A 24,102-nucleotide genomic window follows, 5' to 3' on the forward strand; every position below is an offset into this window, starting at 1 on the left:
ACGATATTCCCCTCATGCTGAAGAGCGCAGGATGGTCCTGCCGCAGCTTTCTGAGGAATTAGAACTATGGCAAAGACCCAAGACTTCACCGCGATGATGAAAGACTTCATGGGCGCCTTCCCGGTTGACACCAAGGCAATGGAAGACGCGTTCAAGACCACCGCTGCCCTGAACGAAAAGCTGTCCGCCGTTGCGCTGGACGCTGCTGAGAAATCCGCTGAGATCTCCAGCAAGTGGACCAAGGAAACCCTGGCCAAGCTGGGCACCGTGTCCAAGGTCCAGGAAGATCCGGCAGACTACGCCAAGGCCGCAACCGATTTCGCCTCCGCTTCCGCCGAAGTGGCTGCCGAAAACCTGGCTGCCTTTGCTGAAGTTGCCAAGAAGGTTCAGATGGACACCGTGGAACTGATGATGGCTGCCGGCAAGGAAGCCTCGGAAGAAGCCACCGCCGCTGTGAAGAAGGCCACCGCTGATGTGACCACCGCCGCCAAGAAAGCGGCTGCGAAGTAAGAACGTCCACGGACCGGCCCCGGCTCTCCTCCCTGATAGGTGCCGGACCGTGAAGAAGGGCAGGCCGCAAGGCCTGCCCTTTTGCGTTGCGGGTTGCGTTGCGGGGATCAGGCCGGCAGCCCGGCCCGCTGCAGGCCGTCGCAGTAATGCTCCAGGTCCTCGGCCCTGACAAAGGGCAGCGTTTTGCAGATGCTGGCGATGGAAAACTCCGGTTCCATGTCCAGGATGCGCCCGCATTCCCGGGCGGCGGCGCTCTTGTCGCCTGCCTGGGCATAACAGGCCGCCAGGTGGCGGTGCGGAGCGGGGAAGCCGGGAAACAGCGCAACCGCCTTGTTTACTTCGGCGATGCCGGGCCGGTATTCCCGGCACATGTACAGCGCAAGCCCCCGGAACCAGTGGAAATATGTCGGATGGAACGGGTTGCGGGCCGAGGCTCGCTCCAGTTCGGCAATCGCCTTGCCCGGCTGGCCCTGGAACACAAATGAAAGGCCGCGGAAGGCCATGGCATCAGTGTCATTCGGGTTCAGCTCCAGGGCACGCTGGAAATGGTCCTTGGCCAGGGCAAACTCTCCCTTGCACAGATGCATGACGGCAAGGCGGCGCTGCGCGACGCTGTCCAGCGGGTCGATGCGGGCGGCGCGGCGCAGCAGCGGGAAGGCCTTGTCCAGAGTGTCCTCCGGGGACATGCTCCAGCCGCTCATCCATTCCACAAGGTAGGTCAGCGCCAGGCCGGAATGCGCTGCGGCACTGCCCGGGTCGCTGCTGCAGGCCTGGTGGTACAGCGCCCTGCACCGGGCCAGGCTTTCGCGCGAGTTGAGAATAAGGGCCTTGGCCCGCAGGACCAGTTCCCGGGGCGTTTCCACTCCGGCGCTGGCTGTCAGTTGCTGGGATTTCCGTTTTGCTTCCGCTTGAAGCTGCCCTGCAAGGGTCTGGGTGATTTCCGCTGCCAGCGCATCCTGGGCGCTGAAACCCGCGGCCTCCTGGTCATAGCGCTGGCTCAGCAGCACCGAACCGCTGCTGCCTTCTGTCAGCGTCACCGTGACCCGCAGCTTGCCGGGCAACTGCCGCACGCTGCCTTCCACCAGGTAGCGGACGCCAAGTTCTACCGCCGCGGGGGCGGTGTTGCCGGCTTCGGCGGCATAGCGGAGCGCCGTGGTGCAGGACACCATGCGCAGGTCCCGGAAGCGGGAGAGGCCGATGGTGACATCCTCGGTCAGGCACTCCGCCAAGGCGGCGGCGGATGGCGCGTCCGGCGAGCGGCTCACGAAGGGCAGGACCGCGGCGGAGACTTCGGCAGCGGGGCCCTCGGCCTCGGGCGCGGGCATTGAGTTTCGGGCAACACGGAACAGGCGGACCGGTTCGGATATGTTGCGGACCAATTGCAAGCCCAGGTCCTCGAAGGAGGCGCCGACTTTGCCCCGGGCCTGCCGCTGCACGGTGCCGGAGACGCAGATTTCACCGGGTGCCGCGAGGGATTCCAGACGGGCGGCGATGCTGACAGCGCTGCCATAGAGGTCGCCCCCGGCTGCAAGCACGGCACCTGCGTGGATGCCGATCCTAAGGGTCAGAGTCTTGCCCTGCGCCGGGGCTTCGGTTTTCCTGGAGATCAGCAAGGCAGCCTTGACCGCCTGCGCCGCATTGGGGAAGGCCAGCAGAAAGCCGTCCCCTTGCGTTTTGACAAGCTCGCCGGAGTACCGTTGCGCGGCAGGCGCGATGATGTGCTCCGCCAGATGCCGGATTGCGGCAACAGCATCGGGCTCTCCGGCCTCGACCAGCGCGGAGAATCCCGCCACGTCAGCAATCAGAATGGCAGCTTGTCTTTTTCTGTCCCCTTGGTCAGCCATATTCCTTGCCACCACAAACTCAAAAGACTTGCCCTGAAGTATATCATATTGAGAATCTTTTTCTGTGACTTTTGCCACAGACGCTCTGCGGAAGGTTCAGCGAGTTTTGCAGGGCTCTTAGAAATGCGCGTCGCGGAAGCTGGTGAACCGCGGCTGCCAGCCGGCCAGGCGGCGCAGCTTGTGCGAGGCCATCTGCTGGTCCAGCGTGGGGCCCTCGGCCCAATCGCCGTATTTGATCAGCGCGTGTTTCAGCGAGCGCACCACATAGCTGCCGTCATGGCCGTGGCGGCGGGCGATTTCGCCGGTGATGTCCGAGACCTGCACGCCGGCCTCGGCGCTGGCGTTGAAATGGCCGGTCAGGCACGGGTTTTCAAGCAGCAGTCGGTAGGCACAGGCCAGATCCTCGCGCTGCACCAGCGGCCAGCGGGTGGAGATGCTGCCCCAGATCTCGAACGGGGCGGCGTTGCGGGCGGCCTGCAAGTAGCGGGAAAATACGCCGCCGTCCTGATGGTAGACCATGCCTGGGTGGATCACAGCGGCGGACAGAGCGGGAGAGGCCAGCACCGTTGCAGCGTTCCTTTGCATCCAAGCAAAGGGTTTGATCGGGCGCATCGGGCTGGCCTCATCCGCCACCCGGCGGCCGGTGGCGCCGTACAGCCAGCAGCCGCCGGTGTAGATCAGCCGCAGCGGTCCGGGGCGCAGTGCGGCCTGGCGCAGGATCGCGGTGATGGCAGCCGTGTCGGCGGCGCCCATGTCTTCATCGAATGCGGCGGCCAATTGGATCAGCCCGTCTGCCCCGGAAACCGCCCGCGCCCAGGCGCCGGGGTGGCGCAGATCGCCGCGCAAGGGGCGGGCGCCCATGGCGGAAAGCTTGCTGTCAGCCTGCTGCGAGCGGCTGAGGCCGGTGACCTCATGCCCGTGGCGGATCAGTTCTTGGGTGACTGCGGTGCCGATGGACCCGGTGCCGCCAAGGATCAGGACTTTCATTGCCCGCGCTCTCCTGTTGCAGATTCTGTTGCGGGGATCATCTGTAAAAGCTGAAGCGGGGTTGAGGTCAAGAGCTCCGGCTGCAGGTGCAGCATTGTCCGCTCGCATAGGGCCGGGAGAACAAATATTGCTGAAATGACGCTGAGGCTTCCATTTTGTTCTGCGCTGGCATAGGCTTCGCTGCGATGCATCATCGCCTGGGAGGGAACGGATGGCGGAACAGGACAAGCCCCTGCTGATCAAACGGTATGCGAGCCGCAGGCTGTATAACACCGAGACCAGTGATTACGTGACGCTGGAGGATATCGCGGGGTTCATCCGGGACGGGCGCGAGGTGCAGATCGTCGATCTGAAAACCGGCGATGACCTGACCCGCCAGTATCTCTTGCAGATCATTGCCGAGCATGAAAGCCGCGGCGAGAACGTGCTGCCGGTCAATGTGCTGAACGACCTGGTGCGCAGCTATATGGTGCCCGGCGGCGGGGTGATGCCGCAGTTCCTGCAGACATCTTTCGATATGCTGCGCGAAAGCCAGTCGAAGATGATGGAAAATATGAACGCGATGAACCCGATGGCGCAGATCCCCGGGTTCGAAGCCATGAAGGCGCAGCAGGAGGCGTTTCTGAAGGCGATGACCGGCGGCTTTGGCACCGCGGGCTGGACCGGCGGCGCACCGGAGGAAGAGAAGTCCGAAGGCGGCGAGGACCTGGACGACATCAAGAAGCAGCTGGCCGAGCTGCAGGAGAAACTGTCGAAGATGAAGTGATCCGCGGGCGGGGTTTCCCGGGTTCCGGGGGGCTCTCGCCTGTTCACGCGCATTCGAAGAATGCGGTTCACAGTTGGGCGTGGCACCGCTGGCGCGGTGCCTTTCCATTCCGGCCGGCGGCATCCGGCCAGAGCGGCGAAACCGGCAGCAGCCGGGTTTACGGCTTGATTTTCAGGATGTTGTGCAGCCGGTGGTAGGGCGCGTTGCGGACGATCTCGTCGATGTCCTTGGCCTCGGGCTGCGGCTTGGCGCGGTAGAACAGATAGACGCTGGCGGCAAAGGACAGGGTGCAAGCCCCGGCAATTGCGCTGACGATGACAGTTTCCAGTCCCATATACAGTCCCAAAGCCTCAATCATGCGGAATTCCGCGTTCGGGACCAATATAGGGGGGGACGGGTGAAAATTCCATATCAGTCTTCGCCTCCGGCGGATTTGGCGGCTTCCAGCACATGGCGGGCCAGGGTTTCCGCGGCTTCGCGGTCTTGCGCCTTGAGGCGCATGCGGGAGCGGCTGCCGAGGCGGGAGGCGGTGGAGAAGATGAAACCGGAGAAGGACAGCAGCGTGAGGCCGAAGGCGGCGCTGCCGGTGACGGTGCCCGCGATGGCGGCACCGAAGCTGGCGAGCAAGGCGCCGGCTGCCAGCCGCTGCGCCCATTGGCCAAGCACCTGATCGCTGTCGCGCTCCCGGGCTTCCGCCTCGCCGGCCCCGGCGGCAAAGGCGGTCAGCAGGTCGGCCACGGTGAGGCCGCTGCCGGGATCATTGGCGGCGCGGACGGCGGCCAGCAGCGCGGCCCGCTCAGCCCGGCTGGAGACAACCGCCTGGATGATCCGGGTCAGGTCCTGGTCCGGGATGGCATCGCCCATGCCGAGCGCATTGGCCATCGCGACCAGCGCAGTGGCCGGGCGCCGTTCGAATTCGGGAAGCGGTGTCATGGCGGCAAGTTGGATGGCACAAGCCAGGATTGCAATCACGAAAAAGCCCCGGCGCAGGGGCCGGAGCTTTCATGCCTCAAGGCAAAGGGGGCGGTCAGGCGGCGGCCTTGCTCATGGTCTCTTCCACCGCGGCCAGCAGGATCTCCGCGATCACGTCTAGCTCGGCCCGGGTGAGACGCACCGGCAGGCGCACGTCGCAGGCCTTCATCAGCATGGCGCGGGTCTGCGGCAGGTCGGGCTGATCTCGCAGGAACTGCCAGTTCCAGAAAGCACGGGCGTTGTCGGTGGAGAGGCCGAAGACCTGCACCTTGACGCCCTTGGCTTCGGCCGCAATGGCAAAGGCGCGGGTCTGTTCCTCGCTGAGGCCTGCCAGGTTGAACTGGATGGAATCCGGAGCGCGGCTTTCCGGCGCCAGCGGTTCCGGCACCTGAAAGAAGGGCGAGGCATTCAGCCGCTCAGCCACATAATTGTGGTTGGCAAGGCCCAGTCGCACCCGGCGTTCCAGCTCCGGCAGCTGCGGGCGGATCACGGCGGCGGAGAGGTTGCTCATCCGCAGGTTATAAAGCGGCAGCTGGTTCTGCCATTTGCCAAAGGCCTGCTGCAGGTCCGGAGTGTTTTCGCCGTGCGGGCCTTTGTGCTTTTTCCAGTTGTGCTCGTAGGCGCCGGACATGATGGCGGCGCGGGCGACCAGATCGGCATCGTCGGTGATCAGGATGCCGCCTTCACCTGCATTCACCATCTTGTAGGACTGGAAGGAGAAGCAGCCTGCCTTGCCGATGGTGCCGATGTTGCGGCCGTTCCAGGTGGTTCCAAGCGAATGGGCGGCATCTTCGACCACCGGGACGCCGCGGTCATCGCAGAGCGCCATGATGGCATCCATGTCCGACGTATGGCCGCGCATGTGGCTGATGATCACCGCCTGGACGCTGTCCAGCTTGGCCTCGAAATCAGCCATGTCGATGCGGTAGTTATCGCCCACCTCGCAGAGCACCGGCACGCAGTCGGCATGGACCACCGAGGAGGGCACGGCAGCAAAGGTGAAGGCGGGGATCAGCACACGGGCGTCGCGGGGCAGGCCTAGCGCTTTCAGCGACAGGAACAGCGCCGCCGAGCAGGAGGAGACCGCCAGCGCGTATTTGCTGCCCAGAAGCGCGGCGTATTCCTGTTCCAGCAGCGTGACCGGGGCATTTTCGGGCGCGGTATAGCGGAACAGGTCGCCGGATTGCATCAGCGCGTCGATGGCGTCGCGGGCAGCTGCGGGAATGGGTTCAGCGTCATGAACGTTGGGCGGCAGAGCCATATTTCAAAATCCTGAATTGTTGCTTCAAGAAATGTAAAACTATGGCGGAGCCGTGCCAAGAGGCAACGCGGCGGAAATTGCCGCCGCAGGCAAGATTTCACAGAACTGTTGCGGAGTTCGCGCGGATTCCGGCTGAGTTTCCGGCGGGGATCAGATCCCCAGCCGGTCGCGCAGGGCAAACCAGGTCATGGCCAGCACCAGCAGCGGCGAGCGCATCCGCGGGCCGCCGGGGAATCGCGGCGTGGGAACGCGGGCCATGGCGTCGAAGCCTTCAGCCTGTCCTTGTATGGCTTGTGCCATCAGCTGGCCCGCATGGGTGGCGGTGCCGACACCGTGGCCGGAATAGCCGGAGGCGGTGAGCACGTTGGGTGCCAGGCGGGCCAGATAGGGCATCCGCTTCATGGTGATCGCCAGCGTGCCGCCCCAGGCGTAATCGATCTTCACGTCCTTCAGATGCGGGAAGATTTCTGTCATCGGCTTGCGCACGGTGGCGGAGATGTCTGCCGGGAACCGGTAGCCGTAGCTTTCGCCGCCGCCGAACAGCAGCCGCTTGTCGTGGCTGAGGCGGAAGTAGTTCACCACGAATTTGGTATCCGCCACGGCGACGTCGCGGGCCAGCACCCGGGCGGCCTCGTCTCCGAGCGGCTCGGTTGCGGCCACGAAGTTGTTGATCGGCATGACGCGCGCGGCGACTTGTCCATTGAGGCCGCCCAGGTAGCCGTTGCAGGCCAGGATCAGGTGATCGGCGGTAACCGAGCCGCCCGCGGTGCGGATGCGGAGCCTGCCGCCTTCCTGGATATCCAGCACTTCGCTGCCTTCAAAGATGCGGGCACCGGCAGCGGAGGCGGCGCGGGCCAGGCTGAAGGCATAGTTCAGCGGATGCAGATGCGCGGCACCGTGGTCCAGGATGCCGCCCTTATAGGCGGGAGAGGGGCACATGGCCCAGCAGGCTTCCTTGTCCAGAAGCTCGATGCCGCTATAGCCGTAGCGGTCCTGCAAGTGGCGGCCATAGTCATGCAGTTCAGCGGACTCCTTTTCAGAGAACGTGGTCCAGGCAACGCCGGGTTTCAGGTGGCAGTCCTGCCCATGCTTCGCGATCAGCGATTTCACCAAGTCCTTGGAAACCTCGCCCAGCTGCCAGAGCCTTTGCGCTTCGGGTTCCCCCATCAGCGCTTCCAGCCCTTCCTGGTCCATCCGCTGGCCGCTGCCGAGCTGGCCGCCATTGCGTCCCGAGGCACCAAAGCCTACCCGCTGCGCTTCCAGCAGCACCACATCCATCCCGGCCTCTGCCAGATGGAGTGCCGCCGACAACCCGGTATAGCCGCCGCCGACAATGCAGACGTCAGCTTTGACGTCACCGTCCAGCGCCGGGAACGGCTGCATCGGGATGGCCGTCGCCGCATACCAGCTGTTTGGATATTCGCCTTTGCGATCATTGGAATAGAGCAGGTTCATTGCCATAGCTTCACCTCAAGCCAAGAACGCCGCCGCAGCGGACAGCACGCGGCGCTCCCTTTTCATCTTTCCATAAATACTCAATTGCGCTGCCGCCGGCTGCGGGCGGCAGCGCCCGGGCCTTTACACGTTCATCAGCAGATGCTCGCGCTCCCAGGGCGAGATCACCTGCAGGAACTCCTCGTACTCCGCGCGTTTCACGATGGAGTAGACGCGGGCAAATTCCGGCCCCAGCACCTCGTGCAGTTCTGTGGCACCTTCGAACAGATCCAGCGCCTGGCCCATCACCTGCGGGATATCGCCTTCACCTTCGTAAGCATCGCCCTTGAACTGCTTGCGCGGGCGCTCTTCCTTGATCAGGCCAAGGTAGCCGCAGGCAAGCGACAGCGCGATGCCCAGATAGGGGTTGCAGTCCATGCCGGCGATGCGGTTTTCCACCCGCCGCGCTTCTGGCCCCGACAGCGGGATGCGGATGCCGGTGGTGCGGTTGTCGCGCGCCCATTCCAGATTGATGGGTGCTGCGTGGTCCTTCACGTAGCGGCGGTAGGAGTTCACATAAGGCGCCATCACCGCAAGCCCGGCCGGCAGATGGTTCTGCAAGCCCGCGATGAAATGATAAAACGCATCTGTTTCACCGCCTTGGGGCCCAGAGAAGATGTTCTCACCGGTCTCGATGTCCAGGATCGAATGATGGATATGCATGGCCGAGCCCGGCTCATCCTCGATCGGCTTGGCCATGAAAGTGGCAAAGCAGTCATGCCGCAGCGCCGCCTCGCGGATCAGGCGTTTGAAGTAGAAGACCTCATCCGCCAGCTTGACCGGGTTGCCGTGGCGGAGATTGATCTCCAGCTGGCCGGCGCCGCCTTCCTGGGTGATGCCGTCGATCTCGAATCCTTGCGCCTCGGCAAAGTCGTAGATGTCGTCGATCACTGGGCCGAATTCGTCGACCGCGGTCATCGAATAGGCCTGGCGCGCCGCAGCCGGGCGGCCGGAGCGGCCCATCATCGGCTCGATCTCCTTGGCCGGGTCGATGTTGCGGGCAACCAGGAAGAATTCCATTTCCGGCGCCACAACCGGCTTCCAGCCCTTGTCGTGGTAGAGCTGCACCACACGTTTCAGCACGTTGCGCGGCGAGAAGGGGATCGGCCTGTCATCCCGGTCATAGGCGTCATGGATCACCTGCAGGGTCCAGTCGCCGGTCCAGGGCGCGGCGGTTGCCGTGGACATGTCCGGCTTCAGGGTCATGTCCTTTTCGATCCAGCCGTCGTCATCCGCGGCATCGGCCCAGTCCCCGGTGATGGTCTGGTAGAAGATGCTGTCGGGCAGATGAAAGTAATCGGTCTTCGCGAATTTCGATGCCGGTACCGCCTTGCCACGGGCGATACCGGGCAGGTCCGAGATAACGCATTCGACTTCGTCGAGACGACGCCCCTCCAGATAGGCTTGTGCTGCTTCGGGAAGGGTGTCGAGCCAGGCTGACATTAGGTCCTCTCTTTCCTGTAAAACTCTGCGAGGAAGGTTGCGATTTCAGGGTTGTCCACGGGGGCGTCCAGCTCAGCGGCTGCACGGTTCAGCAGGTCGTCGGGCACCACGCCGCGGCCGCGCTTTTCGATCAGGCCGCCGACAAAGGCGCTGGGGAATTCAGGATGGGGCTGCCAGGAAATGATGTGGTCGCCATAGGCGAGGATGCCGTTCTCACAGAAGGCGTTGCCGCCCAGCACCCGGGCGCCTTCGGGCAATTCCACCACCTGGTCCTGGTGCCAGGCGTTCAGGGTCAGGTCCTTGCCGTCCACTTGATAGGTGACACGGCCGACGGCCCAGCCGCCTGCGTATTTCTCGACCTTGCCGCCGAGCGCCTGGGCGATGATCTGATGGCCAAAGCAGATGCCGGCCAGCGGCTGTTTCTTTGCGTTGATCTCGCGGATCAGTTCTTCCAGCGGCGGGATCCAGGCGTGGTCCTCATAGGCGCCGTGTTTGGAACCGGTGATCAGCCAGGCGTCGGCGTCATCGGCGCTGTCCGGAAGCACGCCGTCCACCACGGCCCAGGTCTGAAACTCAAAGCCGTTGCCATCCAGCATGTCGCGGAACATGCCGTCATAATCGCCAAAAGGGCCAAACAGGTCTTCGGGGGAGTGGCCGGTTTGCAGGATGCCGATTTTCATAAGTCACCAGATTTGATCAAATTGAGCCTAGCTAAGGGGGCATGAGCAGGCAAGACCCCTAGCCAAGGCGGCTCTATACCGCTTCCAGCCAGGACAGCCAATGGCTCTCCCTAGGGCGTTCGGCAAAGCCGCGCAGTTCCTGCCGCTTGGTCATCACCAGATTGCGGATTGCCAGGTCTGGCAGGATGCGGGCAATCAGCGGGTCGGTGTCGAACCAGTTGATTGCGGTTTCCCAGTCGGCGGCCAGTTGCGGCAGGCCCTGGATCTCATAGATGTTGCCGTCGGACGGGGCGGGGGGCTGCATCTTGTCCTCGATCCCTGCCATGGCGGCGCCCAGCACGGTGGCGAGCATCAGATAGGGGTTGATGTCGCCGCCGGCGACCCGGTGTTCGATGCGGCGCGCCTTTGGGCTGCCGCCGGGAATCCGGATGGCGGCGGTGCGGTTCTCATAGGCCCAGGCAGCGCTCACCGGCGCATGGGCACCCGGCACCAGCCGGTCGTAGGAATTGCCGTGCGGGGCAAAGATCAGCGAGCTGGCAGGCATCGCCGCCAGGCAGCCGGCCACCGCGTGCATCAGGAGGTTCGAGCCTTCTTCGCCGCCGTTATCGAAGACGTTGCTGCCGTCCTTGTCCTCGACGGAAAAATGCACGTGCATGCCGTTGCCGGCTTCTTCAGCATAAGGCTTGGCCATGAAAGTCGCGGCAAAGCCGTGTTTGCGCGCAAGTCCTTTTACCAAGGCCTTGAACAGCCAGGCGTCATCCGCGGCGCGCATGGCTTCCTGGTGGTTGAGGTTGATCTCGAACTGGCCCAGGCCGGCCTCTGAAATCGCCGATTGTGCGGGGATGCCCATGGCCTCGGCCCCGTCGTAGAGATCGGTGAAGAAATCGTCGAACGCGTCCAGTTCTGCCACCGACAGCACCGACTGCTGGTCAAGCTCGCGCCCCGTGAACGGGTCGATCGGCGGCGCAGGTTGCGGGCCGCTGTCATCCAGCAGGCTGAATTCCATCTCGGTTGCGGCCACCACCGTCCAGCCGCGGGCCGCATAGCGGGAGAGCACTTCGGCCAGCACATGGCGCGGGTCGCCCAGGAAGGGGGCGCCGTCTTCCCAGTACATCGCCATCGGCACCAGCGCCGAGGCGCTCTTGAGCCAGGGCATCGGCACCGCCCCGCGCTCGGTCGGCAGCATCACCCCATCGGCGTCGCCGGTCTCGAACACCAGCGGATTGTCGTCAACGTCGCGGCCCCAGAGGTCGACGTTGAGGGTGGAGATCGGCATCCGCGCAGCCCCCTTGTCCAGCTTGGCGGCCATATCCGCAGGCAGGCGCTTGCCGCGCATCTGGCCGTTCATGTCACAGGCGGCAATGCGGATGGTCTTGAGGGCGGACAGGTCCATTGGGGGCTCCATGAATGCGTTGCGCCAACCCTAGCGCAAGGAAATCCATTCGCCAAGATAATTTGATCAAAAGTTTTCAGCACTGCCGTTTCGCGTGGATTTCTCAGGAGAAATTGGCGTTTCCGGCGGCCGCAATCCGCGCCGCTGCCCGCCACCGGGATGAAACGGCGAAAAAAATGGCTCCCGGAGGAGCCATTCTTGGTTAGCGGATCAGGTTCAGCCTCAGCTTGGGTTTGCTGCGCCGCTCTTGCGGCAGGTGCCTGTTCAGCCGCCGGTTCACGAAGCCGAAGATCGAGATGATCAGCAGTGTCAGCAGGATGAAGTAGAAGGCCAGGATCGGGTAGGGGACAAAGGGGTTGAAGGTCTTGTCCGCGAAATAGCTGGCGTAATAAAGCGCGTCGCCCTTCTGCCGCCAGGCAGGGAAGCCCGAGAAGAACACCAGCGTTGTGGCATGGAACAGGAAGATTGCCTCGTTCGTATAGGCGGGCCAGGCCAGCCGCATCATGGTCGGGAAAGTGATACGGCGGAACCGGGTCCAGCCGGTCATGCCATAGGCATCCGCGGCCTCGATATCGCCCTTGGGGATCGATAGCAGCGCGCCATAGAAGATCTCGCCCGAATAGGCGGCGGTGTTGAAGAACAGCACGATCAGCGCGCCCAGCCAGGCCGAGGTGAACGGGTCAAAGAAACTGGAGACGCTTTTCAGGCTGAGGAAGCAGGCGTAAGCAAAGAAGAACTGGATGAACAGCGGGCTGCCGCGGAAGATGAAGATGAACCACTCTGCCGGCTTGCGCCACTTGGGGCTGGGGCTGGCCTTGCCGACTGCCAGCGCCACAGCCAGGAAAAAGCCGGTCACCAGCGCCAGCGCGCCAAAGTAGACGTTCCAGATCAGGCCGGAACCGATCAGGGTGAAATGCTCGCAGAGAGTATATTCGCCGCGCGGCAGCAGCCGTTCGCCAAATCCCAGGGAGCGGAAGGCATAGGCCTGGATGGTTTCAACGCAACTCATGCCGCAGCCTTTCTTTGTGCTTCGCCGCCCGCGGTGGCCTGGCCTTTGGTCAGGCGCTTCATGATGCGGTCCAGGGCGACCTCGGACACTTTGGTGAAGCAGAGGTAGAAGACCAGCAGCGCGGCAAAATACCAGACGTGCCAGTTCGGGTGCGGGTAGTCGGTGAACCGTGCGGTCTTGGTGCCGCCCAGCTCCCGCGCCCAATAGACGATGTCCTCGACCCCCAGCAGGAACAAGAGCGGCGTGGCCTTGATCAGCACCATCCACAGGTTCGACAGGCCTGGCAGCGCATAGACCCACATCTGCGGAACCAGGATGCGCCAGAAGGCCTGGCGGCTGGTCATGCCATAGGCCTCGGCGGTTTCGATCTGAGCGCGAGGAACAGCGCGCATAGCGCCATATAGGACATTGGCGGCAAAGGCGCCGAACACGATGGAGAAGGTCAGCACGGCGAGGAAGAAGCCGTAGGTTTCATGCACCCATTGCGGCGCGGTGGACAGCGGCAGCTTGGCCGCGTCGCAGACGACAAAATCGATGCCCTGGCGGATCGGCTGATCCCAGTCCGGGCATTTCACCTTGTGGCGCATCCACTCAAACGCCTGGTCGAGCGCGATGACGAAGAACAGGAAAAAGGCAATGTCCGGCACGCCACGCACGATGCTGGTATAGCCCATGCCGAACCAGCGCAGCGGCAGGAATTTCGACCGCGCGGCACTGGCGGCGCCAAAGCCGAACAGAAGGGCCACCGGAGCAGTAATCGCCAGCAGGGTCAGAACCACAAAGACCGAGATGTAAAGGTTCATATGCTTGCCTGTGGTCAGGTAGCAGCTGAGCCAGCTCAGCCCCTCAAGCGTGGATGGGTCCGTGCAATAGGAAAACATATGTGCCCTGTCTTTCTGTGTTCACGCCCGGCAGCGGAGCAGCCGGAAGAGAATGAATGAGGCCCGCGTGCCGCGGCGCGCGGGCCTGCAGATCCTGTCTGAGGATCAGATTACCACTGGGACGCCACTTCCCACTTGGCGATCAGGGTGTTCAGCGTGCCGTCGTCTTTCATCGACTGGATCGCCGCGTCGAACTTGCCGCGCAGTTCCGCGTCGGATTCACGGAAGCCCATGCCAACGCCGCCGCCGATGGATTCGGTGCGCTCAAGCTTCACGAGGCCGTCGCCGACCATGGTGTCAATGAAGCTGTTATCGGCCAGAACCGCATCCGCTTCGCCGCTGCGCACGGCTGCGACGGTTTCTTCCGGGGTTGCGAATTCAACCAGGGTCCAGCCCTGCTCGGCAATGAAGGCGGCCTGGATGGTGGTCGCCTGGGCTGCGATCACGCCGCCGGCCAGGTCCACATCAGCGGACTGGGCCAGGTACGCGGAGGGATCCGGCGGGGTGTAGGCCTGGGTGAAGTCGATGACCTCATCGCGCTCGTCGGTGATCGACATGCCGGCGATGATGGTGTCGTAGTTGCCCGAGACCAGGTTCGGAATGATCGAATCCCAGTCGTTCTTGACCCATTCGCAGGTCAGTTCGGCGCGCTTGCACAGCTCGTCGCCCAGCTCGCGCTCAAAGCCGTCGATTTCGCCGGCGTCGTTCACGAAGTTCCACGGCGCATAGGCGCCTTCGGTGCCCAGGCGCACGGTGTCCGCCAGCCCCATGCCCGCGGTCAGCGCCAGGGCGGCGGTGCCAAGAATCAGAGATTTCATGTATTTACTCCCGTTCTGATTGGTTATTGGATTTGTTGTTTATCGGTCAGTGTGCGTGGCGGGTCGAGGACAGGAAGGCGCGGAGCCGTTCTGAGCGGGTGCCGCCAAAGACTTCGTCCGGAGAGCCCTCTTCCTCGATCAGCCCTTGGTGCAGGAACACGACGTGGCTGGAAACATCCGCCGCCATCTTCATGTCGTGGGTCACGATCAGCATGGTGCGGCCCTCGGCGGCAAGGTCCTTGATCACCTTGATCACCTCCTGCTCCAGCTCGGGGTCGAGCGCAGAGGTCGGCTCATCAAACAGCAGCGCCTCGGGCTCCATGCACAGGCCCCGGGCAATCGCCGCGCGCTGCTGCTGGCCGCCAGAGAGCTGTGCCGGGTAGACGTCGCATTTGTCGCCGATGCCGACCTTCGTCAGGTAGTGGCGGGCCTTTTCCTCAACCTCGTCTTTGTCGCGGCCCAGCACGGTCACGGGGGCCTCCATCACGTTTTGCAGGATGGTCATATGGGCCCACAGGTTGAACTGCTGGAACACCATCGAAAGGTTGGTGCGGATGCGCAGGATTTGCTTGGCGTCAGCCGGGCGGCGGTTCAGGCCCTGGCCGGTCCAGGTGATCGGCTCTCCCTTGAACAGGATTTCGCCCTGCTGGCTGTCTTCCAGCAGATTGCAGCAGCGCAGAAGGGTGGACTTGCCCGATCCCGAAGACCCGATCAGCGAAACCACGTCGCCCTTGTGGGCAGTGATGTCGACGCCTTTGATCACTTCCAGCTCGCCATAGGATTTATGAAGGCCGCGAATTTGCAGAACGGGCGATGTGTCGGTCAAGGTGTCTTTGTCCCTGTGAGTGGAAATTCGTTCTTATTGGACCGAAAAAAAGACCGAATGCAACGTTCAAACCGCACAAACCGGCAGGGCAGGCGTCAAAATGGCGGGGCAGGCCGCCATTTTGGAAGGGAGCGTTACGTCAGCTCGGCGGCGCGGATGCGCTGTTCGGTCAGCACGGGTCCGGGCGGCGTGGGGACTGCCAGATAGTCGGCGGGGGTGATCTTCACCAGACCCTTGAGGTGCAGCAGGCTGCGGGTCTCGTCATCAAGCCCGCGGATGGCGGCTTCGATGGCGGTGAACAGAGCCCCGGCATCACCGCCGATCGCGGTGATATAGGGCAGGGTCGGGGTCGGAACGGTGCGTTCGATCTCTGCCAGCCCGTTTGCGAACTCATCGTATTCCTTGATCAACTCCCAGGTCAGCGCATCAAGGGCAGCAAAATCGGCGCGGCCTTCCGCAACCGCCTCTGCCGACAGCTTGTGGCCGCCGGTTTCGACCAGGGCGCCCGGCAAAATGCTGCGGTCATGCAAATGCACCATCGGCGCGGCCCAGCCAGACTGCGACAGGGCTTCGTTATAGGCCAGGCGGCGGCCCGCAAAACTGCTGAGCGGCATGCCGGCATCCTCGCTGCGGGCAATGAAGACACTGTTGTAATAGCCGGGCGGACAGCCCGGCAGGTCGTAATCCGGAGTGCCGACCAGCTCGACCTCGCCATAAAGCCGGGTGCGGTAGGGGCAGCCGCAAGTTTGCGACAGCAAAAGTTCCGGCGATTTCCAAACCTCCCAGAAGTCTGCATCGCGGGTGAGCGCCTCGGGCCCGCCGCCCAGATGGTCGCGGATCGAAGCCCAGAACCGGTCATTTGCGTGTGCCGTTTCCGGCCGGTCGTACATTCCTAGGTGAGCAATCATAAAGCAGCCTCTGCCCGTTTGCGCGCCTGAGCGCTGTCCATATCCGAAACGCCCAGCAGGCTGGCAGACAGCCGCAGCAGCGCATCCTCATTTGCATCGCGCCGGCCATCGGCCAGCGCCACTTGCCACAGCGCCTCGATTACGCCGGTACGGTCCTCATAGGCAACCGCGTCCTTGATCGCGCGGGTGAAGCGCACGGTATCGGGGGCCTCGGCCTCCATCGCCTCAGCCTGTTCGCGCAGGATCAGGGCGCTGCCCGTATCCAGACCGTAACGGGTGCCGAGGATCCGGTCGATGCGATCCTTTTCCACTTCGGAATAATTGTGATCCGAGCGGGCAATGCGCACCAAGAGCGCGGTCAGCGCCATCCGCGCGCCTTCGTCGTCCAGCGGGGCGGGGGCAGGCTCCATCAAACGTTGCAGCAGCTCCTTGAACATCAGCTGCCCTCCTGCAGCCCGGCCGCCTTGCCGGTGAATTTCTCTGTGGCGCGGGCGCGGGCCTTCTGGCTGTCGGCATAAGACAGGCCCATGGCCTTGCGGGCATCCTCGACAATGGTGATTTCGCCCGGATGCTCATTGCCGTCGGCGAGCACCACCTCCCACAGGGCGTCCAGCGCCGCCAGGCGTTCCTCCAGCCCGGTGGTCTCGCGGATCAGCCGCCCGAAGGTATCGGTCTCCGGCGCCGCGGCATGCAGTTTTTCGCAGGTGGCGCGCACCTTGGCGGCCTCAATCGCGTTGTGCTGATAGAGACGCGCCAGAATCCGGTCGATCAGGCTGATTTCTTCCAGCTGATAGTCCCGGTCCGACTGCGCCACCCGCACCAAAAGCGCCCCCAGCGCCAGCTCGGCGTCCGGATCCGGCAGCGCCGGGGCCTCGGAGGGGCGGAAAGCTTGGAAAAATTTCTTGAGCAGCGGCATTAGCGGACCCCGGGCAGCAGTGCAGGCGGCATCAGCCGCCGTAGCCTTCGATGATTTCCATATCACCAGCGGACACCGGATCGCGCAAGGCTTTGGCGTCCTGATAGGCTACTGAATCATAGCAGGCTTTTGCGGTGGCGAAATCCTCGAATTCAATCACCACGGTGCGGGCGCGCATTTGTCCCTCGCGGATTTCCTTCTGGCCTCCGCGTATCAAAAAGCGGGCGCCGTATTGCGCAAAAGGTGCAGCATTGGCGGCAACATAGTCCTTGTAGCGCTCGGTATCGTCCACGTCGATGTGTGCTACCCAGTATCCCTTGGGCATGGCGTTTGTGTCCCTGCATTTTATGGTTGTGAGCAGGCTGATACAAAACCGCGCCAAAGACAATGGGGCGGTTGTTAAGAATTTCCCCGTTCCGTGCGGAATTTGCGCTTGTTTCAAAGACCTGCGCGGAAAATGAAAACGCCCGCCAAAGCGGCGGGCGTTCCCAAATCTGCGATTGGCGGGATCAGCCGATCTCGGCCAGCCGGGCGAGCGCCTCCTTGACCTTGGCTTCCTCCTCCTCGCGCGCGGCGAGGTTGGCCTTGGCTTCCGCCACCACGTCCTCCGGCGCGGAGGCCGCAAATTTCGGGTTGTTCAGCCGCCCGCGCAGGCCTCCCAGCTCCTTGGCCAGCTTGCCCAGGGTCTTCTCCAGGCGCGCCTTTTCGGCGTCCACGTCGATCACATCCGCCAGAGGCAGGCCGAAGGTGGCTCCGGGCGCCGCAACAGAAGCGCAGCCCTTGGGGAAGCTCTCCACCTGCTCCAGCGCGGTGATGCGGGCCAGTTTCTGGATCATCGCCTGGTTCTTTTCCCAGGCAGAGCGCGCCTGATCGGAGAACTCCGTCACCACCATCGGGATCTTGGCGCCCGCCGGCACATGCATCTGCGCCCGGGTGGAGCGGATGTTTTCAATCGCGGTGATCACCCAGTTCATCTCGGCGTCTGCATCCGCATTGACCAGCTCAGCGCCGTAGGACGGCCAGTCCTCATGCACCAGCATGTTCTCGCGCTTGGCGGTGTTGCCCCACAGCTCCTCTGTGATGAACGGCATGATCGGGTGCAGCAGGATCATGCACTGATCCAGCACCCAGCCCAGGGTCTGGCGGGTCTCTGCGATCACCGCCTCATCTTCGGAGCCGAACAGGGGTTTCGACAGCTCGATATACCAGTCGCAGACTTTGCCCCAGACAAAGGCATAAAGCGCATTGGCCGCGTCGTTGAAGCGGTAGGCTTCCAATGCGGCGTCCACTTCCACGCGCACCTTGGCGGTCTCGCCAATGATCCACTGGTTCACAGCAGCCTGCGCATCCGGGCAGGCATAGGCCGGGACGGATTCGTCATAGACCTTGTTGAAATGGGCAAAGTTCACCGCATTCCACAGCTTGGTGCCAAAGTTCCTGTAGCCCTTGAGCCGCTCCATATCCAGTTTCAGCACGCCGCCAAGCGCGGCCATCGCAGCAGAGGAGAAGCGCAGCGCATCGGCGCCGAATTCCTCGATGATCTCCAGCGGGTCCACAACGTTGCCGGTGGATTTCGACATCTTCTTGCCTTTGGCATCGCGCACCAGCCCGTGCAGGTAGACGGTGTCGAAGGGAATGCGCTCCTTGACCGGCAGGTTTTCGTCCAGCACCGCCAGCTGCATCATCATCATCCGGGCAACCCAGAAGAACAGAATGTCCTGACCGGTGACCAGGGTCGAGGTCGGGAAGTATTTTTTTGTCTCCTCGGTCCATTCCGGCCAGCCCAGCGTGCCGATCGGCCAGAGGCCGGAGGAGAACCAGGTGTCGAGAACGTCGGGGTCGCGCCAGAGCTTGATCGGCTGGCCGTTTTCATCTTGGTCGCCGAGTGATGCTGACGCATTTTCGGCTTCTTCTGCGATCAAATACCCAAAGGCATTCGATTCAGAATAGTATTTTGCAGCTTGTTCCAGCGCGTCTTCATAGTTTGACGCACAGAACGCGACCGGCTCGTCGGGCTGCCAGATATCGAACTCGCCGTCGTCGGTGGTACCGTGGATCACTGCGGGGCCATACCAAACCGGGATCTGATGGCCCCACCACAGCTGGCGCGAGATGCACCAGGGCTCGATGTTTTCCAGCCAGTGGTAATAGGTCTTCTCACCCGATTCCGGCAGGATCTTCACATCACCATTGCGCACCGCATCCAGCGCCGGGCCGACAACCTTTTCCGCGTCCACAAACCACTGGTCGGTCAGCATCGGCTCGATCACAACCTTGGAACGGTCGCCAAAGGGCTGCATGATCGGCTTGTTCTCGACATACGGGACGGTCTCGGTAAGTTGCGTCTCCTCACCGTCCTCGCCTTTGACAGTTTTGGTCTCGCTGACCATCACCGCCAGGCCTTCGCTGGTGATCTGCTCGACCACCAGTTTGCGGGCCTCAAACCGGTCCAGACCGCGCAAGTTCTCCGGCACCAGGTTGACGGCGTCGGCTTCATTCTCGGTCAGGGTCTTCTCGCCCTTGGCAACAGACATGGCGAGGGTCGCGGCGGCCTCGTAGCTGTCGCCGTCCGCGCGCATCTGGCCGCGCATGTCCATCAAGCGGTACATCGGAATGCCGCCGCGCTTGGCAACCTGATAGTCGTTGAAGTCATGCGCGCCGGTGATCTTCACCGCGCCGGAGCCAAAGTCCTTGTCCGGGTACTCATCAGTGATGATCGGGATCAGGCGGCGGTGCTCCTTGGGGCCGACCGGGATTTCGCAGAGCTTGCCAACGATGGGCGCATAGCGCTCATCCGAGGGGTGAACGGCCACCGCGCCGTCGCCCAGCATGGTCTCAGGCCGTGTGGTGGCGATGGAGATGTAATCACGGGTTTCACGCAGGGTGACATTCCCGTCTTCATCTTTCTCGACGTATTCGTAAGTGGCGCCGCCTGCGAGCGGGTATTTGAAGTGCCACATGTGGCCGGCGACCTCGATGTTCTCGACCTCAAGGTCGGAAATCGCGGTCTCGAAATGCGGGTCCCAGTTGACCAGCCGCTTGCCGCGGTAGATCAGGCCCTTGTTGTACATCTCCACAAAGACCTTAATCACTGCGTCGTGGAAATTGGGGGAATTCTCGTGGCCGGTGCGGGTGTCGCCCGCAGCACCTGCCATGGTAAAGGCAGTGCGGGAGAAATCGCACGACGCGCCGAGGCGTTTCAGCTGCTCGACAATGGTGCCGCCGGATTTCTCTTTCCATTCCCAGACCTTCTCCAGGAATTTCTCGCGGCCGAGTTCGCGGCGGGACGGCTGCTGGGTCTTGGCCAGCTCGCGCTCGACAACCATCTGGGTGGCGATGCCCGCGTGGTCGGTGCCCGGCTGCCACAGGGTGTCAAAGCCCTGCATGCGCTTCCAGCGGATCAGGATGTCCTGCAGGGTGTTGTTGAAGGCATGGCCCATGTGCAGAACGCCGGTCACGTTCGGCGGCGGGATCATAATGCAATAGGTCGAGGCCTCGGGCTTGGCATTAGCACCCGCCTTGAAGCAGCCGGCGTCTTCCCAGGCCTTGTACAGGCGGCTTTCGGCTTCGCCTGCGTTGAACGTCTTTTCCATCGCCATCGCTCGTCATCCCTCATGCAACTGCCGGATCAATTACCCAATGGTTCAGGGAAGGGGAAGCAGGATATGGGGATTTCTTGGCCGGAACCGTCGCGTTTGCGGCCGGCGGCGGCGATATGAGTATTTTTGACCAGAAAGAAGCAGGTCCGAAGCGCCCCTGCCGCGGGCCGTCCGTCCGCTCAAGGGATAATCCTGCCTCCGGCAGGGGCAGCCTCTTCCTGGTGCGGTCATCGGCTCTCCAGCCTGTACCGCATAAGGAGAGTGCGGCGATTCTGGTTAATGGAATCTTACCGCTTCTTTCTGGTTGAAAATACTCAAAACCTGCGCCGAAGGCGCTAAGTACAGCGTGCGCCCAAGGGGCGCGCACCTGTTAACTCCGCTGACAGCTTGTTACAGCTTGTCCAGTGCTTCGTGCAGCTTTTCCAGCTCGCCGTCATGCATGGCAATCGCCTGTGCCTTGTAGGGGAAGTTTCTGGCGCGCACTTCAGAATGGAATTCTTGCAGCGCCGCGACCCGCTCCTGGTACATCTGCTTGTGCAGCCGCCCCAGGTCGCCAAAGGCGTGGGCGTGGCGCGGCGGGTTTTCCGCTTCGCCGCAAATGTCGGTCATGAACAAGAAGATCACGTCGCCCGCGTTTCCCGAGCCCAGAGAGATGGTGACGATGGAAGTGCGGTCGTTCAGGAGCCGCAGGGTATCCTCGGCGACGCATTCGATCTCGCAGGCAAAGGCGCCGGCGTTCTCATAGCGTTTGAAAGTGTCGTAGATCTGCATCGCCTCTTCCGCTGTGCGGCCAAAGGCACGCAGGCCGCCGCACCAATGGCTGAGCGAGGGCACCAGCCCCATGTGCACCTGCACCGGAATGCCTTCCTTGGCCAGCATTTCGACCACATCGTAAGAGCGGTTGGTGAAATACATGTCGGCGCCATTTTCCATGCAGGTAATGGCGTGGCGCATGATCTCGTCGTTGGTGGCGAACTGGCCCCAGTTCATTGCGGTGCCCGCGAAATGGGTGGGGGCGATTTCGCGCGCCATGTCCAGATGCACGTCCCAGAGGGTCAGCAGGTCGATGCCCGCATCGACGCAGGCCCGGATCTCGGCCTCGTTGGCGGGGTTGCACATGGTCAGGCGTTCGCCGGTTTTCTTGAGATCGATCAGGTCCCGGACGGTGTAATTGCGCTGTGCCGGGCGGCGGCCGAAGGTGTAGATGTTTTTCATCGTTTTCCCCTGTCTTTCAAATAGGAAAGCCGGGCCGATACAGGCCCGGCAATGTGTGCTGTGGTGCGTGCTTACTCGGCAGCCCAGATCTTGCGGCGGCGTTCCTTGACCATTTCGTTGCCCTCGTCGGTGCCGTCATGGAAGGTGTTGAACCACTCGTCCCAGGGCGTCTCCCAGGTGCCGTAGTTGCAGTCGAAGAACTTGTGGTGCAGCTGGTGGAAGAAGTCGCCGACCAGGAACTTCGCCTTGTTGCCGAACTTCAGATGTTCAAACCCTGCGTGTGAGGTCGGGGCGCCGATGCCGTGGTGGAACAGCAGGAAGATCGCCAGCACGGGATGCGACGGCAGCAGGAAGAAGATCATGGTGTCGAACATCAAAAAGAAGCTCTCGACCGGGTGCATCGCCAGGCCGGACCAAGGGCCGGTGTTGATATTGCGGTGATGCCAGGCGTGCACCTTGGTATAAAGCACGCCCACATGCAGCAGCCGGTGCAGCCAGTAAAAGTGGAAGCCCGCCCAGATGGGGATGAAGATCGTCATCAGGATGAAGGTGATCGGGTTCTCCTCCAGCGTGATCATCGTCACCCAGCCGTTGGCATAGGCATAGAGGATGAAGCTCTCCCAGAAGGTCCAGAAGGTGAGCGCCGGGCCAAGCGTCCAGAACATATTGTCCCAGACCTGGTTCTTGAAGGTAAAGACCTTGGCGCCCTTCATCATCGGGCGCATGTCGTAACGGTACTCATCGGCTTGCGTCCGGAACTTCCACAGCGCCAGGTGCAGGCCGCCGGCCACCACCATCAGGATGCAGAAGTTGCGGAACCAGATCTCGGCCACCCAGTCCCAGCTGAGCGTGGCGATGCGGTCCAGGGACGGGGTGAAGAAATTCCAGGTGATGATCGCAAAGACCAGCAAGAGCGCCCGCAGCGCCAGCGGGTTCCAGCTTTGCAGCAGGTATTTGATCGAGGCCAGCGGCCTCAAAGGCCAGTCCCAATAGGGAGAGGTCTGGATCGGCAGCTGCGGGGTGAAATTCCAAATCTTGCGCTTGGGCCGCGGTGCATTGGCGGGACTTGTCATGTCTCGTTTCTCATCTGGCTGGTGGGAGAGGCTGCGCGGGCGCGCATCTCTGTTCGCTGGCTCGGAGGTTACGCGGGAGGCAGAATTTCTCAGAACGGTATGTCTTGCCGGTAAGGCTAAGTTCAGCTTAGCCTGCGCAGATGGCGACACGGATTCCCTCTCTCAACTGGCTGCGCGTGTTCGAGGCGGCAGCCCGCACCGAAAGCTTTGCCCGCGCGGCGGCGCAGCTGAACATGTCGGCGGCCGCCGTCAGTCAGCAGGTGAAGGCGCTGGAGACTCAGCTGGGCACGCCGCTGTTTCACCGCCACGCCCATGCGGTGACGCTGACCGAGGCCGGGCGGGCCTATCTGCCCTCGGTGCAGCAGTCACTGTTGATGCTGGAGACCGCCACAACGGGGCTGTTCGGAGAGAGCCGCGAGCAACGGCTGTTTGTGCAATCGGTGCTGCTGTTTGCCCATGGGGTGCTGGCCCGGGGGCTGCCGGACTTCCAGGCGGCGCACCCTCAGGTCAATCTGGCGCTCAGCACGGGCAATATGGCGGCGGATTTTGCCAACCGGTTCACCGACTTGCAGATCGTTTTCGGCAATCCGGCCCTGTTTGGCACCGAAAGCGACGAACTGCTGCGGGAGGTCCTCTACCCGGTTGCGCTGCCTGAGACCGCAGCGCAAATCCGGGCTCCGCAGGACTTGTTTCAACTTCCTCTGATAGAAGTATCTACCCACCGCGCCAGCTGGGTGCAGCTGTTTGAGCGCCTGCGGCTGCCGCATGGGCAGGCGCGGTACTTCTTTGCCGACAATTCTCTGATGGCCGCGGAGCTGGCGGCGCAGGGCGTTGGCATTGCGCTGGCCCGCGCTCCTGCGTCTGACGCCGCGATGAAATCAGCCGGGTTGGTGCCGTGCCTGCCGGAGGTTTCCGTGCCAGGGCAGGAAGCCTACCACCTGGTCTACCCGGACCGCGGCGCCATGCGCCCGGCAGCCCGGCTGTTCCGGGACTGGCTGCTGGACTATGTGCGGAGCGTCTGAAGGCTACTGGCCGGTCCGGTCCAGCTTGGTTGCCAGATGGATCAGGCTTTCAGAGGACCGCACACCGCGCGCTTCGGCGATGCGGTCGATGGTCTCGTCCAGCTCAGCCGTGCTTTGCGCCACCACCTGCGCCAGCAGGTCGAAGCGGCCCGAGGTGGTGTGCACCACCTCCACACCAGGCAGGCCGCGCAGACGGGCCAGCACTTCCGGCCCTGAGCGCGGCTCAATCGACATCAGCACCGTCGCCTGCAGCGGCGGCCGGACGGCAGCGGAGGATTTGAGGGTATAGCCAGTGATCACACCAGAGGTCTCCAGCCGCTCAATCCGCGCTTGTACGGTGGTGCGGGCCAGCCCCAGATGGCGGGCAAGCTCCGCCACCGGGCGGCGGGCGTTTTCCCGCAGCAAGGTGACAAGGCGCTGATCGGTGTCGTCGGTTTGCATGTGGAGCCTGCGATCTGACGAAAGTTTTCGGCACTATAGGCGAA

Annotated in this window: 24 protein-coding genes; 3 read left to right on the top strand and 21 right to left on the bottom strand. The window is 62.9% G+C overall.

Features of this window, described 5'->3' with window-relative positions; all coding sequences use genetic code 11:
- Window positions 1-66: 66 nt before the first annotated feature.
- Window positions 67-510 (top strand): phasin family protein, encoded by a 444-nt coding sequence (locus tag ACXAEH_RS02840; RefSeq protein ID WP_039158562.1) that lies wholly within the window; start codon window positions 67-69, stop codon window positions 508-510.
- A gap of 107 nt (window positions 511-617) precedes the next feature.
- Here ACXAEH_RS02840 and ACXAEH_RS02845 read toward each other — a convergent pair whose 3' ends face one another.
- Window positions 618-2,354: an adenylate/guanylate cyclase domain-containing protein gene (locus ACXAEH_RS02845; RefSeq protein ID WP_475030980.1), complete on the bottom strand. Its 1,737-nt coding sequence runs from the start codon at window positions 2,352-2,354 to the stop codon at window positions 618-620.
- 117 nt (window positions 2,355-2,471) lie between these two features.
- The gene (locus ACXAEH_RS02850; RefSeq protein ID WP_475030981.1) at window positions 2,472-3,341 is read right to left on the bottom strand and encodes an NAD-dependent epimerase/dehydratase family protein; all 870 of its coding nucleotides are present in this window, start codon (window positions 3,339-3,341) and stop codon (window positions 2,472-2,474) included.
- Window positions 3,342-3,552: 211 nt separating this feature from the next.
- Here ACXAEH_RS02850 and phaR point away from each other — a divergent pair, with 211 nt between their 5' ends.
- Window positions 3,553-4,107, top strand: coding sequence for a polyhydroxyalkanoate synthesis repressor PhaR (phaR, locus tag ACXAEH_RS02855; protein ID WP_475030982.1), 555 nt, complete (start codon window positions 3,553-3,555; stop codon window positions 4,105-4,107).
- 157 nt (window positions 4,108-4,264) lie between these two features.
- Here the strand turns inward: phaR and ACXAEH_RS02860 are convergent, their stop codons facing one another.
- The 18 genes from ACXAEH_RS02860 to ACXAEH_RS02945 all read right to left on the bottom strand — a co-directional run bounded on the left by ACXAEH_RS02860 (window position 4,265) and on the right by ACXAEH_RS02945 (window position 22,595).
- On the bottom strand, window positions 4,265-4,441 hold the full coding sequence (locus ACXAEH_RS02860; protein ID WP_475030983.1) for a hypothetical protein: 177 nt from the start codon (window positions 4,439-4,441) through the stop codon (window positions 4,265-4,267).
- Between the two features lie 77 nt (window positions 4,442-4,518).
- Window positions 4,519-5,040, bottom strand: coding sequence for a hypothetical protein (locus ACXAEH_RS02865; protein ID WP_475030984.1), 522 nt, complete (start codon window positions 5,038-5,040; stop codon window positions 4,519-4,521).
- Window positions 5,041-5,134: 94 nt separating this feature from the next.
- Complete coding sequence (locus ACXAEH_RS02870; RefSeq protein WP_475030985.1) at window positions 5,135-6,340, bottom strand: DegT/DnrJ/EryC1/StrS family aminotransferase; 1,206 nt, start codon at window positions 6,338-6,340, stop codon at window positions 5,135-5,137.
- Window positions 6,341-6,490: 150 nt separating this feature from the next.
- Window positions 6,491-7,801, bottom strand: coding sequence for an NAD(P)/FAD-dependent oxidoreductase (locus ACXAEH_RS02875; RefSeq protein ID WP_475030986.1), 1,311 nt, complete (start codon window positions 7,799-7,801; stop codon window positions 6,491-6,493).
- Window positions 7,802-7,918: 117 nt separating this feature from the next.
- Window positions 7,919-9,277, bottom strand: coding sequence for a glutamine synthetase family protein (locus ACXAEH_RS02880; RefSeq protein WP_475030987.1), 1,359 nt, complete (start codon window positions 9,275-9,277; stop codon window positions 7,919-7,921).
- Window positions 9,277-9,957, bottom strand: a complete 681-nt coding sequence (locus tag ACXAEH_RS02885) for a type 1 glutamine amidotransferase (RefSeq protein WP_475030988.1) — start codon at window positions 9,955-9,957, stop codon at window positions 9,277-9,279. The genes ACXAEH_RS02880 and ACXAEH_RS02885 overlap by 1 nt, the downstream gene beginning before the upstream one ends.
- A 73-nt stretch (window positions 9,958-10,030) precedes the next feature.
- Entirely contained in the window at window positions 10,031-11,350 is a 1,320-nt protein-coding gene (locus tag ACXAEH_RS02890; RefSeq protein WP_475030989.1) for a glutamine synthetase family protein, read from the bottom strand.
- A 202-nt stretch (window positions 11,351-11,552) separates the two neighbouring features.
- Complete coding sequence (locus ACXAEH_RS02895; RefSeq protein WP_475030990.1) at window positions 11,553-12,359, bottom strand: ABC transporter permease; 807 nt, start codon at window positions 12,357-12,359, stop codon at window positions 11,553-11,555.
- Window positions 12,356-13,240, bottom strand: a complete 885-nt coding sequence (locus ACXAEH_RS02900; protein WP_475030991.1) for an ABC transporter permease — start codon at window positions 13,238-13,240, stop codon at window positions 12,356-12,358. The genes ACXAEH_RS02895 and ACXAEH_RS02900 overlap by 4 nt, the downstream gene beginning before the upstream one ends.
- 110 nt (window positions 13,241-13,350) lie before the next feature.
- A complete protein-coding gene (locus ACXAEH_RS02905) occupies window positions 13,351-14,058 on the bottom strand; it encodes a transporter substrate-binding domain-containing protein (protein WP_039124692.1) in 708 nt (235 codons plus the stop codon).
- Window positions 14,059-14,104: 46 nt separating this feature from the next.
- Window positions 14,105-14,884: an ABC transporter ATP-binding protein gene (locus ACXAEH_RS02910; RefSeq protein ID WP_475030992.1), complete on the bottom strand. Its 780-nt coding sequence runs from the start codon at window positions 14,882-14,884 to the stop codon at window positions 14,105-14,107.
- 134 nt (window positions 14,885-15,018) lie between these two features.
- On the bottom strand, window positions 15,019-15,792 hold the full coding sequence (locus tag ACXAEH_RS02915) for a phosphate/phosphite/phosphonate ABC transporter substrate-binding protein (protein WP_475030993.1): 774 nt from the start codon (window positions 15,790-15,792) through the stop codon (window positions 15,019-15,021).
- Window positions 15,789-16,229 carry a tellurite resistance TerB family protein gene (locus tag ACXAEH_RS02920; RefSeq protein WP_475030994.1) on the bottom strand — a complete coding sequence of 147 codons (441 nt, stop codon included), beginning with the start codon at window positions 16,227-16,229 and terminating at the stop codon, window positions 15,789-15,791. The genes ACXAEH_RS02915 and ACXAEH_RS02920 overlap by 4 nt, the downstream gene beginning before the upstream one ends.
- Window positions 16,229-16,702 (bottom strand): tellurite resistance TerB family protein, encoded by a 474-nt coding sequence (locus tag ACXAEH_RS02925; RefSeq protein WP_475035507.1) that lies wholly within the window; start codon window positions 16,700-16,702, stop codon window positions 16,229-16,231. Before ACXAEH_RS02925 ends, ACXAEH_RS02920 begins: the two co-directional genes overlap by 1 nt.
- Before the next feature lie 37 nt (window positions 16,703-16,739).
- Window positions 16,740-17,033 carry a DUF1330 domain-containing protein gene (locus ACXAEH_RS02930; RefSeq protein ID WP_475030995.1) on the bottom strand — a complete coding sequence of 98 codons (294 nt, stop codon included), beginning with the start codon at window positions 17,031-17,033 and terminating at the stop codon, window positions 16,740-16,742.
- A gap of 184 nt (window positions 17,034-17,217) precedes the next feature.
- Window positions 17,218-20,307: a valine--tRNA ligase gene (locus tag ACXAEH_RS02935; RefSeq protein ID WP_475030996.1), complete on the bottom strand. Its 3,090-nt coding sequence runs from the start codon at window positions 20,305-20,307 to the stop codon at window positions 17,218-17,220.
- A 390-nt stretch (window positions 20,308-20,697) separates the two neighbouring features.
- Window positions 20,698-21,522: a 3-methyl-2-oxobutanoate hydroxymethyltransferase gene (locus tag ACXAEH_RS02940; protein ID WP_475030997.1), complete on the bottom strand. Its 825-nt coding sequence runs from the start codon at window positions 21,520-21,522 to the stop codon at window positions 20,698-20,700.
- Between the two features lie 71 nt (window positions 21,523-21,593).
- On the bottom strand, window positions 21,594-22,595 hold the full coding sequence (locus ACXAEH_RS02945) for a sterol desaturase family protein (RefSeq protein ID WP_475030998.1): 1,002 nt from the start codon (window positions 22,593-22,595) through the stop codon (window positions 21,594-21,596).
- A gap of 140 nt (window positions 22,596-22,735) precedes the next feature.
- Between ACXAEH_RS02945 and ACXAEH_RS02950 the strand changes: the two genes are divergently transcribed.
- Window positions 22,736-23,617: a LysR family transcriptional regulator gene (locus ACXAEH_RS02950; RefSeq protein WP_475030999.1), complete on the top strand. Its 882-nt coding sequence runs from the start codon at window positions 22,736-22,738 to the stop codon at window positions 23,615-23,617.
- A gap of 3 nt (window positions 23,618-23,620) precedes the next feature.
- Here ACXAEH_RS02950 and ACXAEH_RS02955 read toward each other — a convergent pair whose 3' ends face one another.
- A complete protein-coding gene (locus tag ACXAEH_RS02955; protein ID WP_475031000.1) occupies window positions 23,621-24,058 on the bottom strand; it encodes an Lrp/AsnC family transcriptional regulator in 438 nt (145 codons plus the stop codon).
- Window positions 24,059-24,102: the final 44 nt, after the last annotated feature.

This window comes from Leisingera sp. ABM4_060 (assembly GCF_056158765.1).